The organism is Paraburkholderia strydomiana (assembly GCF_031456815.1).
GTDB lineage: Bacteria > Pseudomonadota > Gammaproteobacteria > Burkholderiales > Burkholderiaceae > Paraburkholderia > Paraburkholderia caledonica.
On sequence record NZ_JAVDVL010000002.1, the window covers coordinates 621615 to 638599 of the forward strand.

Sequence of the window (16985 nt, forward strand, 5' to 3'; positions counted from 1 at the left end):
GATTCGCGCTGATGGCTACCTCGACTGCAGAACATCATGCTGTGCGGCTCGCGCATGCCGAAGCGCATGCCGCGTTGCATGGCTTGGCCCTGACCCCGCTGCGGCGTCAGGTGTATGCCGCGATTGTCGCGAGCGAACGGCCTGTCGGCGCCTACGAGTTGCTTGCCGCGCTCGAACCGCAGCGCGGCCGCGTGCCGCCCACCACGGTCTATCGCGCGCTCGATTTTCTGCTCGCGCATGGCTTCGTGCATCGCATCGAGTCGAAGAATGCGTTTGTCGCCTGCTGCGAGGTCGGCGTGCCGCACTGCAGCCAGTTTCTAATGTGCGACCGCTGCGGCGCGACCGTCGAGATTCCGGGCGACGCCCTCACCGGGCAGCTGTCGCATAGCGCCCCGGCACACGGCTTCGAGGTACACCGAGCGGTCGTCGAATTGAGCGGTCTTTGCGCACGGTGCGCACGCGCGTCGCGCGCCACTGCGTCCACATGAGCCAACGCTTCACGTTTGCAATTCATTCAACCCTCACGCAGCAGGACACATAATGAAGAAGACCGGCACGAGGTTGTTCTCGAAGTATGTCGCCGCGGTTACAGCCGCCTTCGCGTTAAGCCAGGCAGCATTTGCCGCGGATGCGAAAATCCCGGTGGTCGCCGCAGAAAATTTTTATGGCGACGTGGTGCAGCAACTCGGCGGCGAGCGCGTCGACGTGACCAGCATTCTCAGCAATCCGGACCAGGACCCGCATCTGTTCGAAGCCAGCCCGAAGACGGCTCGCGCGTTGCAACACGCGAGCATCGTGGTCTACAACGGTGCCGACTACGATCCGTGGATGGTGAAACTGCTCGCGGCTTTGAAAGGCACGAAGCGCGCGACGATCGTCGCGGCCGACCTTACCGGCAAGAAGAGCGGCGACAATCCGCATCTCTGGTACGACCCGTCGACCATGCCCAAGGTGGCGCGCGCGGTAAACGAGGCGCTCGTCGCGGCTGACCCGGCGCACAAGTCGGCGTACGATGCGAATCTCGCGAAGTTTCTGGATTCGCTGAAACCGGTGGAGGCGAAGGTTGCCGAGTTGCATGCGCGTTACACGGGCACGCCGGTCACGGCAACGGAGCCGGTGTTTGGCTATATGTCGGACGCAATCGGGCTGAGCATGCGCAACATGCGCTTTCAGCTGGCGGCAATGAACGAAACCGAAGCGAGCGCGTCCGACATCGCCGCGTTCGAACGCGATCTGCGTGAAAAGCGCGTGCGCGTGCTGATCTATAACAGCCAGGCAACCGAGGCACTGACCAAACGCATGTTGAAGCTCGCGCAGCAATCGAAGGTGCCGACCATGAGCGTCACCGAGACCGAGCCCGCGGGTAAGACGTATCAGACGTGGATGCTCTCGCAGCTCGACGCGCTCGGCGCAGCGCTCGCCCAAGGCGACGCGGCCGGTGCGAATGCGGCGGCGGCCAGCGTCAAAGGAAAAACGCAATGAATGTCACTGGCCGCAGCACGCCAGCCAATCTGTCAGCAAGCGCAGCTACGAGCCGCGCGCCCGTGCTCGAGGTCGATCACGTCACGCTCGAACTCGGGGACCGCACGATCTTGCGCGATGCCGGCTTCGTCGTGAATCAGGGCGAATTCATCGGCGTACTGGGGCCGAACGGCGCCGGCAAGACCACGCTGATGCGCGCGGTGCTCGGCCTCGTACCGGCTGCAAGCGGCTCGATCCGCGTGCTGGGGCAGCCGGTGGAGCGCGGCAACGCGTCGATCGGTTATATGCCGCAAACGCGCAGCGCGCTCGCCGGACGGCGCGTGCGTGGCCGCGATTTCGTGGCAATGGCGGCCGACGGCCACCGTTGGGGACTACCGCACGCGGACGCCAGGACGCGCGCGGACGTCGAGCGCGTGCTCGAACTGGTCGACGGCCGAAAGCTTGCTGAGCGCCCGTTGTCCGAACTCTCGGGCGGAGAGCGGCAGCGCCTGCTGCTCGCGCAATGTCTGCTCGGCGCGCCGAAACTGCTGCTGCTCGACGAACCGCTCATCAGCCTCGACCCGCATCATCAGAAGAGCGTCGTCGAACTCGTGCGGCGCGTGCAGCAGGAACTCGGCATTGCCGTGCTGTTCTCGGCGCACGAACTGAATCCGCTGCTCAACTCGCTCGATCGCGTGCTGTATCTCGGCAGCGGCGTGGCCGCGCTCGGCACCGTCGACGAGGTCATCACCCGGCCCGTGCTGTCGCGCCTCTACGGTTCGCCCATCGACGTGATGCGCGTGAACGGCCGCATCTTCGTGATGTCGGGCGGCGTCGAAGTAGAAAAGCACGATCACGAACATGAACACGACGGGAACGGCGGCCACTCGCATTCCCATGGTCATTCGCACGGAACCTCGCACGGACCCGCGCACGGCCACTCACACCAGCACGACTCACGCGACGGACATAAGCACGATGTTTGAATACGACTTCATGGTGAACGCGTTCGCCGCGTCGGGAATCGTCGCGGTGCTCGCGGGCGTGGTCGGCTATTTTCTCGTGATGCGCGGACAGACCTTCGCCGGCCACGCGCTTTCGCACGTCGGCTTCACTGGCGCGACCGGCGCCGTGCTGATCGGCATTTCGCCGATCTGGGGCATGGTCGGCTTCACGCTCGCGGCCGGCGTCGGCATGGGCGCACTAGGCGAGCGCCTTGCCGGCCGCGACGTGGCGATCGGCGTGATCCTGTCGCTGTCGCTCGGCTTCGGCCTGCTGTTTCTGCACTTTTTCACCGCCTACGCGACGCAGGTCACAGCGCTGCTGTTCGGCAACGTGCTCGGCGTAAACGAGTCGACGCTCGCTGTGCTGGCGGCCTTGGGCGTAGTCAGCCTGCTCGCGCTCGCGGCGATCATGCGCCCGTTGCTGTTTGCTTCGCTGCAGCCTGAATTGGCCGAAGCAAAAGGCGTGTCGTTGCGTCTCGTGTCGGTGCTGTTTCTCGCGATTGCCGCGCTCGCAGTGGCCGCGTGCACGCAGATCGTCGGCGTGCTGCTGGTCTTCACGCTGATGGTCGGACCGGCCGCCGCCGCGCAAAACATGACGACGCGGCTTTCCGCCGGCCTCGTGCTCGCCGCCGCGTTCGCGTTGCTGCAGGCGTGGCTCGGCGTGACGCTCGCGTTTTATACCGATTGGCCGACCAGCTTCTGGATCACTGCGCTGTCGGCGGTGGTGTATGGCGGAAGTCTGCTGAAGCGCCGCTAAACGCAAGGGCGCTAGATGGGATGGCGGCCCGCAACGGCGCCGCCATCGGCACAAAAGATTCAGCCGACCAGGACCTTCGCGTGATGCGCGATGTGTTCCTGAATGAAGGTCGAGATGAAGTAATAGCCGTGGTCGTAGCCCGCATGGCGGCGCAACGTCAGCGGTTGGCCCGCCTCACGGCATGCGGCTTCGAACACGTCCGGGTACAGCTGCTCGGCGAGAAACTGGTCGGCGAGTCCCTGATCGACCAGAATCCCCTCCGCGAACTGGCGCGATGCGCGCCGCACGAGTTCGCTTGCGTCGTATTCCTTCCACGTCTCGCGGTTCTCACCCAGATAGCCGCTAAACGCTTTCTCGCCCCAAGGGGCACGCGTGGGCGCCGCGATCGGCGCGAAGGCCGACACCGAGCGATAGATGTCCGGATTGCGCAGCGCCATCATTAACGCGCCGTGGCCGCCCATTGAATGCCCGAAGATGCCGAGCCGCGAACCGTCGACGGGCAGTTCCTTCAACACCGTTTCACGCAGCTCGTCGCGCACGTACGAGTACATCCGGTAGTGCCGCGCCCACGGCTCCTGCGTTGCATCGACGTAAAAGCCCGCGCCTACGCCGAAGTCCCATGCGGCGCTCTCATTCGGCACACCCGCGCCGCGCGGGCTCGTATCCGGCGCGACGAGCGCAACGCCATGTTGCGCGGCGAAGCGCTGCGCGCCGGCCTTGATCGGGAAGGTCTCTTCGGTACAGGTGAGCCCCGCGAGATAAAACAGCGCGGGCACCTTCGCATCTGGCTGCAGGGCCTGCGGCGGCAGATACACCGAGAAGCGCATGGGCAGGCCGACGGTCTGCGACTCGTGCCGGTAAAAGCGCTGCGCGCCGCCATGACAGGCGTGCGACGACAGTAGCTCAAGCATCGTCTAGCTCCTTGTAGGTCGCCTTCATTGAGCCGGAGTTAATACAGCACGACCGAGCGGATCGACTCGCCTTTCTTCATCAGGTCGAAGCCCTCGTTGATGCGCTCGAGCGGCAGACGGTGCGTGATGAGGTCGTCGATATTGATCTTGCCTTCCATGTACCAGTCGACGATTTTCGGCACGTCGGTCCGACCACGCGCGCCACCGAACGCGGAGCCCTTCCACTCGCGGCCCGTGACGAGCTGGAACGGACGCGTGCTGATCTCCTCGCCCGCCGCCGCCACGCCGATAATGAACGACTGGCCCCAACCCTTATGCGTGCATTCGAGCGCCTGGCGCATCACCTTCGTATTGCCGATGCATTCGAACGAATAATCCGCGCCGCCGTCGGTAAGCTGCACGATGTGATCGACCACATTCTCGACTTCGTTCGGGTTGATGAAGTGCGTCATGCCGAATTTTTTCGCGAGTTCCACGCGACCCGGATTGATGTCCACACCAATGATCCTGTCCGCGCCCACCATCTTCGCGCCTTGAATCACATTCAGACCGATGCCGCCGAGCCCGAATACGACCACATTCGCGCCCGCTTCCACCTTCGCCGAATACACGACCGCGCCGACACCCGTCGTCACGCCGCAGCCGATATAGCAGATCTTGTCGAACGGCGCGTCTTCACGCACCTTGGCAACCGCGATCTCCGGTACGACGATGTAGTTCGAAAAGGTGGACGTGCCCATGTAGTGGAACAAAGGCTTGCCGTCCAGCGAGAAACGCGACGTGGCGTCGGGCATCAGGCCCTTGCCTTGCGTCGAGCGGATCGCCTGACACAGGTTGGTCTTGCGCGACAGACAGAACTTGCACTGACGGCATTCCGGCGTGTAAAGAGGAATGACGTGATCGCCCTTCTTAAGCGTGCCGACGCCCGGACCCGTATCGACGATCACGCCCGCGCCTTCGTGGCCCAGAATCGCCGGGAAAATGCCTTCGGGATCGGCGCCCGAGAGCGTGTAGTAGTCGGTGTGGCAGATGCCCGTCGCTTTCACTTCGATCAGGACTTCGCCTGCGCGCGGTCCTTCGAGATCGACTTCTTCGATCGTCAACGGTGCGCCGGCTTTCCATGCGATTGCTGCTTTGGTCTTCATCGTGAATGCTCCTGTGAGTCTGTGAATGCGACGCGAGTCGCCGCCTGCAACATGGCGACGCGCGAATATACGGGGATCATGCTGCGGCCAATGCCTGCGCCGCGCGAGCTACAGGCTAACGCATGAAAAGCGTCATGGTATTGCAAAGTGCGTCGCGGCATTGTCAGCAGGTGACATTACCGCTCTGCTCATCAGGCACCGGGGGGTGCGTCGAACCATGATTCGACGCGACCATATAGATCGAGAAAACGTGCGTAGCGTTCAGCGAGCGCGCGATCGCCTCGCGGGCTCGCCACGTGTGTCGCACCGGGCGCGAGCGCAGCGAGATCGTGCACATGCCAGTGACCGCTTGCAATGCCACCGAGAATAGCCGCGCCGCGCGGGGCGGCATTCGGACAATCGACCGCGTGCAGTTCCGCATCCAGCGCATCGGCGAGCAACTGGCGCCAGCGGGCATCAACGGAACCGCCTCCCGCGAGCTTCAACGACGTCACTGTTGCGCCGCTCGCGCGGATCGCATCGAGCCCGGCGCGCAGCGAAAAAGCGACGCCTTCGAACGCGGCACGCATCATCGCGCCGCGCGTGTGATCGAGAGCAAGGCCGAGCCAGCCGCCGCGCGCCGCGGGATTGAGCCACGGTGTGCGCTCGCCTGTGAGGTACGGAAGAAAGGTCAGCGGCGCTGCCGCTGAGGCGGCGTTGACGTTGATCTGCGAGCCGTGGTTCGCGTGCTCGCCGAAGGCTTCGGCATAGGCGTCGCTCCATTCGTAGCATAGCCATCCGCGCGCGCGCTCGAGTGCAATGCCTACGTTCTGCATGGCCGCCATCCGATACCAGTGATCGCTCGCCGCGCGATAACGATGCAAGCCTTTAGCCGCCTGCGGCTCATGTTCGGCGAGTACGACGATCTGGCCACCGGTGCCCGTCGTCAGAAGCGCGTCGCCGTCGCGTGCAATGCCGCTGCCGAGCGCAGCGCATGGGGTGTCGGCGGCACCCGTAGCAAGCACGATCCCCGCGCGCAAACCCAAGGCTTGCGCCGCGTTCTGCGACAACACGCCGGCGGCGGCATAAGACGGCCCCAACGGCGGCAACCACTCGTGCGGAATGCCGAGCCGTTCGGTCAGCGCCGCGTCCCACGTGCCATCCGGATCGGCGAGCGCAGTCGCGCAGGCGTCCGACGGATCGGTTGCGACCGCCCCGCCCAGCGCGACGCGCAACCAGTCTTTTGGTTGAAGTGCCCAGCGGGTGCGGCGCGCGGACTCCGGTTCATGCAACACGATCCAGCGCAGTAACGGACCGGCCATGCCTGGCGCCACCGGGTTGGGCTGCGGCTCGGGCCACGCTTCGAGCAAAGTCCGCGCGCGCGTGTCAGGCCACAGCATGGCAGGCCGAACGGCATTGCCGGTTTCGTCGATCAACACGACGCCGTGCATTTGCCCCGACAAGCCGATCGCCTTGACCTCGCGACGCAAGCCGTCGGGCAAGCGGGCAGCCGCTTCGCACAGCGCGCGCCACCACGTCTGCACCGACGTCTCCGCCCAGCCGGCGTGCGGCGTCTCAAGACCATAAGCGACGCTCGCGGCGGCCCGTTCATGGCCGTCTTCATCGACGATTGCAACTTTGAGGGAGCCGGTGCCGAGGTCGATGCCGAGAAAGCTCATGAGTGATGGAGCGTCGTCAGTTAGGGTGTGATTGAGAGCACGCAGACCGTGCCGTGAGCGCCGACTTTTGCCAGTCGCGCGATGTGTGCAAACCAAGGGCTGCAGCATGCGCAATGCGGCCAGATCGCGGGTTAACCCCGGTCGGCAACGAGTTTCGTGAAAACACGACTATGTGCCAGCCCGGATACACCTGATCGATTCTCACATATATCGCGGCGGCTCGGGCATGCGCACGACCGCGCGCGCATCGCCGCTACAAGGGGCTGACCGCCGGTGACCCCGCCGCTCGCGTCGATTCCGGCTTTCAAAACGGGCTGGCGCATATCGTCACCGGGAATGCCGGAATAGGCCCCAGCGGTCTTGTTGCGCTTTTTCGTCCCCGATACCTTGGAGTCCATCCCAAAACTAGATTGTGGAGAGAGACGTTATGCAATCGAACACGGTTCACCCGTGCGACGAGCGACTGCCCGCGGGCCAGTTGCTTACCCTCGGCATCCAGCACGTTTTGGTGATGTACGCGGGCGCTGTCGCCGTCCCGCTGATCGTCGGCGCCGCGCTGAAACTGCCGAAAGACCAGATCGCGTTTCTGATCAGCGCCGACCTGTTCTCGTGCGGCATCGCCACGTTGATCCAGACGCTCGGGTTGTGGATTTTCGGCATCCGCCTGCCGGTCATCATGGGCTGCACGTTCGCCGCAGTCGGTCCGATGGTCGCGATCGGCACGAATCCGTCGCTCGGCATTCTCGACATCTTCGGCTCGACGATTGCCGCCGGCGTGATCGGCATCCTGCTTGCGCCGGCCGTCGGCAAGCTGCTGCGCTTCTTTCCACCGGTGGTGATCGGCGTGGTGATCTCGGTGATCGGTCTGTCGCTGATGGGCGTCGGCATTAACTGGGCGGCCGGCGGCGTGGGCAATCCCGACTACGGCAATCCGGTCTACCTCGGGCTGTCGCTGCTCGTGCTGATGCTGATCCTGCTCATCAACAAGTTCGCCAAGGGGTTCATCGCGAATATTTCCGTATTGCTCGGCATTGTCGCGGGCTTCGTGATCGCGCTGGCGCTCGGCCGGGTCAACATGGAAGGCGTCACGCACGCACCGTGGGTCGGCTTCGTGATGCCGTTCCACTTCGGCCTGCCGCACTTCGATCCGTTGTCGATTGCGACCATGGTCACTGTGATGTTCGTCACCTTCATCGAATCGACGGGCATGTTCCTCGCGGTCGGCGACATGGTCGATCGTCCTGTCGATCAGAAAGCGCTCGTGCGCGGCCTGCGCGTGGACGGACTCGGCACGCTGATCGGCGGCATCTTCAACTCGTTTCCGCATACGTCGTTCTCGCAGAACGTCGGCCTGATCGGCGTCACGGGCGTGAAGAGCCGCTTTGTCTGCGCGATGGGCGGCGTGATCCTCGTGTTGCTCGGCCTGTTTCCGAAGATGGCGCAAGTGGTCGCGTCGGTGCCGGCATTCGTACTCGGCGGTGCAGGCATCGTGATGTTCGGCATGGTCGCGGCCAATGGCATCAAGGTGCTGTCGAAAGTCGACTTCGTAAGGAATCACCACAACCTGTTCATCGTCGCGGTGAGTATCGGGCTGGGACTCGTACCGGTCGTGTCGCCACACTTCTTCTCCAGACTCCCGCCCGCGTTGTCACCGCTGCTGCATAGCGGGATCTTGCTGGCTTCGGTATCCGCGGTCGTGCTGAATCTGATTTTCAACGGCGTCAAAAGCGAGAAGAAGGCGCAGTGCGAAATCCGCAAGGCCGGCCACGATTTCGATGGACGCGGCGGCAACGATCAGCCTCGCGACGAAATGCTGCGCGCGGCGGACCTGCATTGAAAGTGAGGGCTCCGACGTTGAATCGGTGAAGCTTGGGGTTTTATTGCAATGCCTCGCAAGCAGGCGCGCCCCGCTCACCGCTGTAAAAGAAAACGCCACGGCATGCCGTGGCGTTTTTCTTCGGTGGCTTAACCGTCGAACTGCTGTAACGGTCAGCCGGCGGTCGCAGCCGAAGCCGCTGCGGGCGCACTTGCTGCACCGTAGTCCACGGGTGCGTCGGCCGGACGCGGCTGATCGCCGCTATGCTCGATCCAGCCGCCGCCGAGCGCCTGGTACAACGTCACCAGGTTCTGCAGACGCTCCATGCGCGCAGTAATCAACGACTGCTGCGCCGAATACAAAGCGGTCTGCGCGGTCAGCACCGCGAGGTAACTGTCGACCCCGTTCGTATAGCGCAGATCCGACAGATCCAGCCGGCGCTGTTCCGCAAACGCGTTGCGCTCGAGCGACTGGATCTGCTGATCGTATGTGCCGCGCGCGGCTAGCGCGTCTGCTACCTCGCGGAAGGCCGTCTGGATCGCCTTTTCGTACGTGGCGATCTGGACGTTCTTCTGGATATTCGCGAGATCGAGGTTGGCCATGTTCTGACCGCCTTCGAAGATTGGCAGCGTGATCGACGGCGCGAAACTCCACGCTGCCGAACCCGGCTTGAACAGGCCGCCGAGCGTCGGGCTGAGCGTGCCAAAGCTGCCCGTGAGCGAAACCTTCGGGAAGAAGGCCGCGCGCGCGGCGCCGATATTCGCGTTGGCCGCAAGCAGATTCTCTTCGGCCTCCATGATATCGGGACGACGCGTCAGCAGATCGGACGGCAGACCCGCCGGAATATCCGTGAGCAGATTCTGGTCGTTCAAAGTGAGGCCCGGCGCGAGGCCGGCGGGCAACGGCTCGCCGACCAGCAGCACCAGCGCGTTTTCCGCCTGTGCCCGCAGACGCGCCTGCGCTTGCAGGTTCGCCTCGGCCTGCTCGACCACGGTCTGCGCCTGGCGAACATCGAGTTCGGAGCCGGTACCGTTGTCGAACTGCAGCTTCGTGATGCGAAACGACTCCTGCGCGGTCTTCAGCGTACCTTGCGTAACCTTCAGCAGATCGTCGAGTTCGAGCACCGTCAGGTACTGATTCGCCACCTGCGAGACCAACGCGATTTCAGCCGCCTTGCGCGCTTGAGCCGTGGCCAGGTACTGAGCCAACGCCTGGTCCTTCAGGCTTTGAATCCGCCCGAAGAAGTCGATTTCCCACGATGCGTTCAGGCCGACCGAATACGAGTTCGAAATCGTATTGCCGAACACCGACAGATCTTTCGGCGTCCGCTGTTTGCTTTGCGATGCCGCGGCGTCGAGCGTCGGGAACAGCCCCGCGCGAACGATCCGGAACTGCGCCTGCGACGCCTGCATGTTCAGCACCGTCACGCGCAAATCGCGGTTGTTCTTCAGCGCGATGTCGATCAACTGCTGCATGCGCGGATCGATGAAGAAATCGCGCCAGCCGATGTCGGCCGCCGCGAGACCGTTCGCGCTGCGCGCACCGGCCCCGCCAGGCTGCGTCGTGCCCGGCTGCGTGTCGTACACGCCGCCGGTCGGGAACGTGCTCGTCACCGGCGCGGCGGGGCGTTCGTACTTCGGCGCCATCGTGCAACCGGCGGCGAGGAACGCGACCGCCACTGCAATCAAAGAGTGTTTTTGCATCTCAATGTCCGTCCTTGCCCGAGCCATTGGTGTCGGAACCGCCAGCCGCTCCGCCACCTTGCGGATCATGCGGATGGTGCTCGTTGTAGTGTGCGAGCGCCGCGTCCGGGTCTTCCTTGTCGCCGCCGAACTTCGCGCGGATCACGACGAAGAACATCGGGATCATGAAAATCGCGAGGAAGGTCGCCGTCAACATACCGCCGATCACGCCCGTACCGATTGCGTGCTGGCTCGCCGAGCCCGCGCCGTTACTGATCGCGAGCGGCATCACGCCGAGAATGAACGCGAGCGACGTCATCAGAATCGGACGCAGCCGCAGACGTGCCGCTTCCAACGCGGCCTCGACCGGACCCATGCCCTCGCTCAGCTGCAATTCGCGCGCGAATTCGACGATCAGGATCGCGTTTTTCGCCGAGAGCCCCACGGTTGTCAGAAGACCAACCTGGAAGAACACGTCGTTCTCGAGCCCACGCAGCGTAGCGGCCAGCAATGCGCCGATCACGCCGAGCGGCACCACCATGATCACGGAGAACGGAATGGACCAGCTCTCATACAACGCCGCGAGACACAGGAACACGACGAGGATCGAGATGCCGTACAGGATCGGCGCCTGCGAACCGGACTGGCGTTCCTGCAACGACAGGCCCGTCCATTCGTAGCCGACACCCGCGGGCAGCTTCGCCACGAGCGCTTCCATTGCCGTCATCGCCTGACCCGTCGACTTGCCCGGTGCCGCCGCGCCCTGGATTTCCACCGCGGAAATACCGTTGTAACGTTCGAGCTTCGGCGAACCATAGGTCCACTGGCCGCTTGCGAACGACGAGAACGGCACCATGCCGCCTGCCGTGTTGCGCACGTACCAGGTGTTCAGGTCTTCCGGCGTCATACGGAACGGTGCATCGCCCTGCAGGTACACCTTCTTGATCCGGCCGTCGGTGTCGAGGAAGTTGTTCACGTATTGCGACGCCCACGCGATCGAGAACGTCTGGTCGATTGCGGACAGCGATACGCCGAGTGCCGAGGCCTTTTCGTGGTCGATGTTCACCTTGAACTGCGGCGTATCGTTCAGGCCGTTCGGACGCACCTGAGCCAGCGTCGGATCTTGCGCGGCCATGCCGAGCAGCATGTTGCGCGCTTGCATCAGCTTTTCGTGGCCGACACCCGCGCGGTCCTGCAGCTCGAAGTCGAAGCCCGCAGCCGTGCCGAGTTCCGGAATGGACGGCGGATTCACCGGATACACGAGCGCACCCTTGTAGCTGCCGAAGTGCATGAAGAGGCGGCCCACCAGCGCCTGCACCTTTTCATCCGCATGCTGACGCTGCGCGTAGTCCTTCATCCGCACGAACACGAGACCGGCGTTCTGGCCGCGGCCCGCGAAGCTGAAGCCGTTCACCGTGAAGGTGGATTCGACAATCGCCTTCTCGCCGTTGAGCAGATAGTCCGACACGTCTTTCAGCGCGCGCGCCGTGGTTTCCTGCGTGGAACCCGAAGGCGTCTGCACCAGCACGAACATCGTGCCCTGGTCTTCGTCCGGCAGGAACGACTTCGGCAGTTTCACGAACAGCAAACCAACCGCAAAGATCACCACCATGTAGATGATGAGCCAGCGGCCCGAGCGCTTGATCACGTGGTGCACGCCCGAGTGATACTTGTCGCGGCTCTTGTTGAAGTTCCGGTTGAACCAGCCGAAGAAACCCTTCTTCTCTTCGTGATGACCTTGCGGAATCGGCTTGAGAATCGTCGCGCACAAAGCCGGCGTCAGAATCAACGCGACCAGCACCGACAGCACCATGGCCGCCACGATAGTCAGCGAGAATTGCCGGTAAATAGCGCCGACCGAACCGCCCGAGAACGCCACCGGCACGAACACCGCCGACAGCACGAGCGCCACGCCGACGAGCGCGCCGGTAATCTGGTCCATCGCCTTGCGGGTGGCTTCACGAGGCGATAAGCCCTCTTCCGCCATCACCCGCTCGACGTTTTCCACCACCACGATCGCGTCGTCCACCAGGAGGCCGATTGCCAGCACGAGCCCGAACATGGACAACGTGTTGATCGAAAAGCCCACCATGCTCATGACCGCGAACGTGCCCAACAGCACCACCGGAACTGCGATGGTCGGGATCAGCGTGGCGCGCAGGTTCTGCAGGAACAGGTACATGACCAGGAACACCAGCACGATACCTTCGAGCAGTGTCTTGACCACTTCCTCGATCGACAGACGCACGAACGGCGTGGTGTCGTACGGATACTGGACGACCAGGCCGTGCGGGAAGTACTTCGACAGTTCGGCGACCTTCGCGCGCACTGCCTTCGCCGTTGCGAGCGCATTCGCGCCGGTGGCGAGCTGGATACCGAAGCCGGCGGTAGGCTGACCGTTGTACTTGGTGTCGAAGTTGTAGTTCTCGCCACCGAGCTCGACGCGCGCGACGTCCTTGATACGAACCTGCGAACCGTCGGGATTGACCTTCAGCAGCACGTTGCCGAACTGTTCGGGCGTATTGAGCAGCGTCGCTTCCGTGATGGTCGCCTGCAACACCTGCCCCGGCACCGACGGCGTGCCGCCGAGCGAGCCGCCGGCAACCTGTACGTTCTGCGCCTGCAGCGCGGTCTGCACGTCTACGGGAGTCAGGCCGAAGTTGGTCAGCTTGTTCGCGTCGAGCCAGATTCGCATTGCGTACTGCGAGCCGAACAGCGTGACCGTGCCCACGCCGTCGATACGGCTGACCGGGTCCTGAATGTTCGACGCCACGTAGTTCGCGAGGTCGTACTTGTTCATGCTGCCGTCTTCGGACACGAACGCCATGACCAGCAGGAAGCTGCTGCTCGACTTCGTGACCTTCGTACCCAGTTGCTGAACCGCTTGCGGCAGCAACGGAGTAGCGAGCTGCAGCTTGTTCTGCACCTGCACCTGCGCGATGTCAGGATTGGTGCCGGCCGCGAACGTCAGCGTGATGGTTGCGGTACCCGAGTCGTCCGAAGTGGACGACAGGTACAGCAAGTGGTCGAGACCACTCATCTGCTGCTCGATCACCTGCGTGACGGTGTTTTCCACCGTCTTCGCCGAAGCGCCCGGATACGTTGCGCTGATCTGCACAGCCGGCGGCGCGATGGTCGGATATTGCGCGATCGGCAATGTGAATACCGACGCGATACCCGCGAGCATCAAAATGATGGCGATCACCCATGCAAAAATCGGGCGATCAATGAAGAACTTTGCCATGTGGCGGGCTCCCTGTTATTACGCGCCCGATGCAGCGGAGGCAGGTTGAGCCGTCTGCGCACTGCCGCTGGCGGCCGGCGCACCTTGAGCGGCTGCGCCGGAGGCGGGTGTAGCGGGAAGTTGCGCGGCGACGGTCTTGACCTGCATGCCCGGTTTCGCCTTGTCGGTGCCCTGCACGATCACGCGGTCGCCGGGTTTCAGGCCGCTCTCGACCACCCAGTTCGAACCGTACGTGCCCGAGGTGACGAGCTGACGCAACGCGACCTTGTTGTCCTCACCGACGACGAGCGCAGTAGGCTGACCCTTCTGGTCGTGCGTGATACCGACTTGCGGCACGACGAGCGCGTTCTCGTTCACGCCTTCCTCGATCTTCGCGCGCACGAACATGCCCGGCAGCAGCACCTTGTCCTTGTTCTGGAAGATCGCGCGGACCGTGACAGAGCCCGTGCCCTGGTCGACCGTCACGTCGGTGAACTGCAGCTTGCCCTTTTCGGAATACGTACGGCCGTCTTCGAGAATGAGCGAAACCTTCGCGGCGTCTGGGCCGTTCGTCTTGAGACGCCCTTCCTGCATCTGGCGGCGCAACTTCAGACCTTCGAGGCTCGATTGCGTCAGGTCGACGTAGACCGGGTCGAGTTGCTGCACGGTGGCGAGCAGAGTCGCGGCGCTCGCCTGAACATAAGCGCCCGGCGTGACTTGCGACACGCCGATCTGGCCCGTCACGGGCGAGGTCACGTCGGTATAGCCCAGGTTGATCTGCGCCGTCTCGACCGCGGCCTTGCCGGCGGCGACGTCGGCGGCAGCCTGGCCTTGCGCGGCTACTGCGTTGTCGTAGTCCTGCTTGCTGACCGCGTTGGCCGCAACCAGCACCTTGAAGCGGCTTGCCTGCGCCGTGGTGGACGCGAGGTTGGCCTGCGCCTTGGCGAGCGTCGCCTTCGCGTTGTTCAGCGTGGCGATGTACGGCGCCGGATCGATCTTGTACAGGCGCTGGCCTGCCTTGACCTGGCCGCCTTCGGTGAATTCGCGGCGCAGCACGATGCCGTCCACCCGCGCGCGCACCTGCGCGACGAGGAAAGCACTGGTGCGGCCCGGCAATTCAGTGACGACAGGTACGGTAGTCGGCTGGACTGTGACGACGCCGACTTCGGGCGTCTGTTGCGGCGGGGCAGATTGTTTTGGTCCGCATGCTGCCAGCAATATGGCAGCCGTCGCGGCACTGATTAAGCGGAATGGAACCCGTTCGACGCGCATGGAGCGACCTCTGTCTATGACTGAGAATGAAAAAGTGCGCGCATCCCTACCCCGGGGACGACGGCGCACACATGCGTCTTGCGACGCTCGACCGAAAGCCCATGGTTGCCGGCAACAGTTGCGAGGCAACCTGAACCAAATGCGCCATACCGGGAAATGCCGCACCGCGCCGCCCGTTGAAGCACGGCGCGTAAGCGTTCTGAAGACAACAGTGACGGATATTAACCGGTCGTCACAGCTTGGGCTATCCGATCGTGGGGTGCTATTATATATACATTCACGAATGGATGTAAAAGTGCGTTACTTCTCTTGCGGGGCGGGGACCCGGAAGAAAGCTTCGCCAAACAGTTCAGGGCAAACGGATTGTCATCGAGCGTACTTAAAAAAGCTCGGGAAAACCCGCAATCAGGGCAAGTTATACAAATATGGTCAGAAGAACCAAAGAAGAAGCGCTGGAGACGCGCAACAGCATCCTCGACGCAGCCGAACGGGTCTTCTTCGAAAAGGGTGTTTCGCGCACTTCGCTCGCCGACATCGCACAGGCGGCCGGGGTCACGCGCGGCGCCATTTATTGGCATTTTTCCCACAAGAGCGATCTGTTCACCGAGATGTTCGACCGCGTGCTGCTGCCGCTGGACGAACTCAAGGCCGCATCGCTGGACCCGAACGAGCCCGATCCGCTTGGGCGGTTGATGGAGATCTGCATCGTCTGTGTGCGCGATACCGCGACCGATCAGCGGCGCCGTCGCGTGTTCGACATTCTGTTTCTGAAGTGCGAGCTGGTCGAAGAGATGGGACCGGTCATGGTCCGCTATCAGACCAATATGCGCGAGGCGCTGATCAAGATAGAAGGCGGCTTGCGCAACGCGATCTCGAAAGGGCAATTGCCGGAAGATCTCGATACGAAGCTCGCTGCTGCCATGGTGCATGCGTTCGTCGGCGGATCGCTGCGCGACATGCTGTTTCTACCCGATGCCACGGATTTCACCGCGCTCGGCGAGCGGATGGTCGAAGGCATTTTCGACGCATTGCGTCTGAGTCCGGCGCTGCGCAAGTCGACGTGACGCGGCGGCTGCGGGCGGCGCACGCGGTGTAGTTTGCGGCCGACCGAGCGGTGGCTGTCGTCGCTGCCCTGTCGGCAAACTTCCCATTTGGCGCAAACGGCCGCGCCCGCCCTCGCAGCGCTCGTTGTCACGCTGGACCAGCGTTGGACCGCCATACGCCGCGGCCTGCAAAACGCGACCCTCGACTCGCGGCCTTTCAGCCGCGTCCCTCACGCCAGCATCAGCGATTCCGGCTGCGCGCCTTCTGATTCGATGCATAAATGTTGCCGCGCTCTAACGGCACACCGCTATTGACGGCGGCAAGCCATTCGTCGGTGCTCGCCACCGCCGCAAAGCGCGATTGCAGCACCACACTGAACACGCGATGAATCTCTTCCGCGCTCGCAAAGCCCGCGCTGTTTTCATACGGCACGGAGCCGGTTGCATCGTGCAGGAATTCGACGGCGAGGCCCGCGTGGACCGCGTGATTGATGGTGGATGCATCGCAGTTGTGCGTCATGTAACCCACCACCGTCACCGTGTCGATTTGCCGTGCTGCCAGCCAGTCGGCGAGGTCCGTGCCGGTGAACGCGCTCGGCAGCGACTTTTCCACATAATGATCGCGCTCACGGGAAGCGACCACCGGGTGCAGTTCGGCTCCCTCGCTACCGCGCGCGAACAGCGGCGAAGTGGCCGGCGCGAAGTTCTGCACGATCACCACCGGCACGCCGGCGGTGCGAGCGGCGTCGATCGCGCGTCCAATGTTGGCTAGCGAGCTTTGGACGTCGGGATACTCGATCGGCAGATTGCCCGTTACGTATTCGTTCTGCACGTCGATGACGATCAACGCACGGCGTGGTGTGGTCATGGCAAGACTCCTGTGAAAGATTGATGAGGTCGCGCGCCACAGCCCCGCGAGCTTCAGGCAAGCGAGGCCGCCGCGATGACGCATTGTTCGCCTACACCCGTTTTGCCAACAGCGGCCCGACTGACAATCTTCGCTAGAATCGGGC

At 63.4% G+C, this 16985-nt stretch carries 13 protein-coding genes; 6 read left to right on the forward strand and 7 right to left on the reverse strand.

Annotation, left to right across the window (positions count from 1 at the left end; genetic code table 11):
- Positions 1-11 precede the first annotated feature (11 nt).
- Genes J2W46_RS08430 through J2W46_RS08445 form a run of 4 tightly spaced genes read left to right on the forward strand, consistent with a single transcriptional unit; the run spans position 12 to position 3222 of the window.
- The gene (locus J2W46_RS08430) at positions 12-488 is read left to right on the forward strand and encodes a Fur family transcriptional regulator (RefSeq protein ID WP_087752923.1); all 477 of its coding nucleotides are present in this window, start codon (positions 12-14) and stop codon (positions 486-488) included.
- Between the two features lie 52 nt (positions 489-540).
- Positions 541-1482, forward strand: a complete 942-nt coding sequence (locus tag J2W46_RS08435) for a metal ABC transporter solute-binding protein (protein WP_310352795.1) — start codon at positions 541-543, stop codon at positions 1480-1482.
- The gene (locus tag J2W46_RS08440; RefSeq protein WP_288825256.1) at positions 1479-2447 is read left to right on the forward strand and encodes an ABC transporter ATP-binding protein; all 969 of its coding nucleotides are present in this window, start codon (positions 1479-1481) and stop codon (positions 2445-2447) included. Before J2W46_RS08435 ends, J2W46_RS08440 begins: the two co-directional genes overlap by 4 nt.
- Positions 2440-3222, forward strand: coding sequence for a metal ABC transporter permease (locus J2W46_RS08445; protein ID WP_020069204.1), 783 nt, complete (start codon positions 2440-2442; stop codon positions 3220-3222). The genes J2W46_RS08440 and J2W46_RS08445 overlap by 8 nt, the downstream gene beginning before the upstream one ends.
- 59 nt (positions 3223-3281) lie before the next feature.
- On the opposite strand, the gene fghA is transcribed toward J2W46_RS08445, so the two are convergent.
- The 3 genes from fghA to J2W46_RS08460 all read right to left on the reverse strand — a co-directional run bounded on the left by fghA (position 3282) and on the right by J2W46_RS08460 (position 6936).
- Entirely contained in the window at positions 3282-4133 is an 852-nt protein-coding gene (fghA, locus tag J2W46_RS08450; protein ID WP_310352798.1) for an S-formylglutathione hydrolase, read from the reverse strand.
- A 38-nt stretch (positions 4134-4171) separates the two neighbouring features.
- The gene (locus tag J2W46_RS08455) at positions 4172-5278 is read right to left on the reverse strand and encodes an S-(hydroxymethyl)glutathione dehydrogenase/class III alcohol dehydrogenase (protein WP_310352800.1); all 1107 of its coding nucleotides are present in this window, start codon (positions 5276-5278) and stop codon (positions 4172-4174) included.
- Between the two features lie 191 nt (positions 5279-5469).
- Complete coding sequence (locus J2W46_RS08460; protein ID WP_310352803.1) at positions 5470-6936, reverse strand: xylulokinase; 1467 nt, start codon at positions 6934-6936, stop codon at positions 5470-5472.
- Positions 6937-7363: 427 nt separating this feature from the next.
- On the opposite strand from J2W46_RS08460, the gene J2W46_RS08465 reads away from it, so the two are divergent.
- The gene (locus tag J2W46_RS08465; protein WP_020069209.1) at positions 7364-8773 is read left to right on the forward strand and encodes a nucleobase:cation symporter-2 family protein; all 1410 of its coding nucleotides are present in this window, start codon (positions 7364-7366) and stop codon (positions 8771-8773) included.
- A 152-nt stretch (positions 8774-8925) separates the two neighbouring features.
- Here J2W46_RS08465 and J2W46_RS08470 read toward each other — a convergent pair whose 3' ends face one another.
- From J2W46_RS08470 to J2W46_RS08480, 3 genes are read right to left on the reverse strand one after another with little or no spacing between them, the layout of a single operon-like run.
- On the reverse strand, positions 8926-10455 hold the full coding sequence (locus tag J2W46_RS08470; protein WP_310352807.1) for an efflux transporter outer membrane subunit: 1530 nt from the start codon (positions 10453-10455) through the stop codon (positions 8926-8928).
- 1 nt (position 10456) lies between these two features.
- On the reverse strand, positions 10457-13678 hold the full coding sequence (locus J2W46_RS08475; protein ID WP_020069211.1) for an efflux RND transporter permease subunit: 3222 nt from the start codon (positions 13676-13678) through the stop codon (positions 10457-10459).
- Positions 13679-13696: 18 nt separating this feature from the next.
- Complete coding sequence (locus tag J2W46_RS08480) at positions 13697-14929, reverse strand: efflux RND transporter periplasmic adaptor subunit (RefSeq protein ID WP_027804824.1); 1233 nt, start codon at positions 14927-14929, stop codon at positions 13697-13699.
- 425 nt (positions 14930-15354) lie between these two features.
- Between J2W46_RS08480 and J2W46_RS08485 the strand changes: the two genes are divergently transcribed.
- Entirely contained in the window at positions 15355-15993 is a 639-nt protein-coding gene (locus J2W46_RS08485; RefSeq protein ID WP_020069213.1) for a TetR family transcriptional regulator, read from the forward strand.
- Between the two features lie 220 nt (positions 15994-16213).
- On the opposite strand, the gene J2W46_RS08490 is transcribed toward J2W46_RS08485, so the two are convergent.
- Positions 16214-16840: a cysteine hydrolase family protein gene (locus tag J2W46_RS08490; protein ID WP_310067560.1), complete on the reverse strand. Its 627-nt coding sequence runs from the start codon at positions 16838-16840 to the stop codon at positions 16214-16216.
- Positions 16841-16985 lie beyond the last annotated feature (145 nt).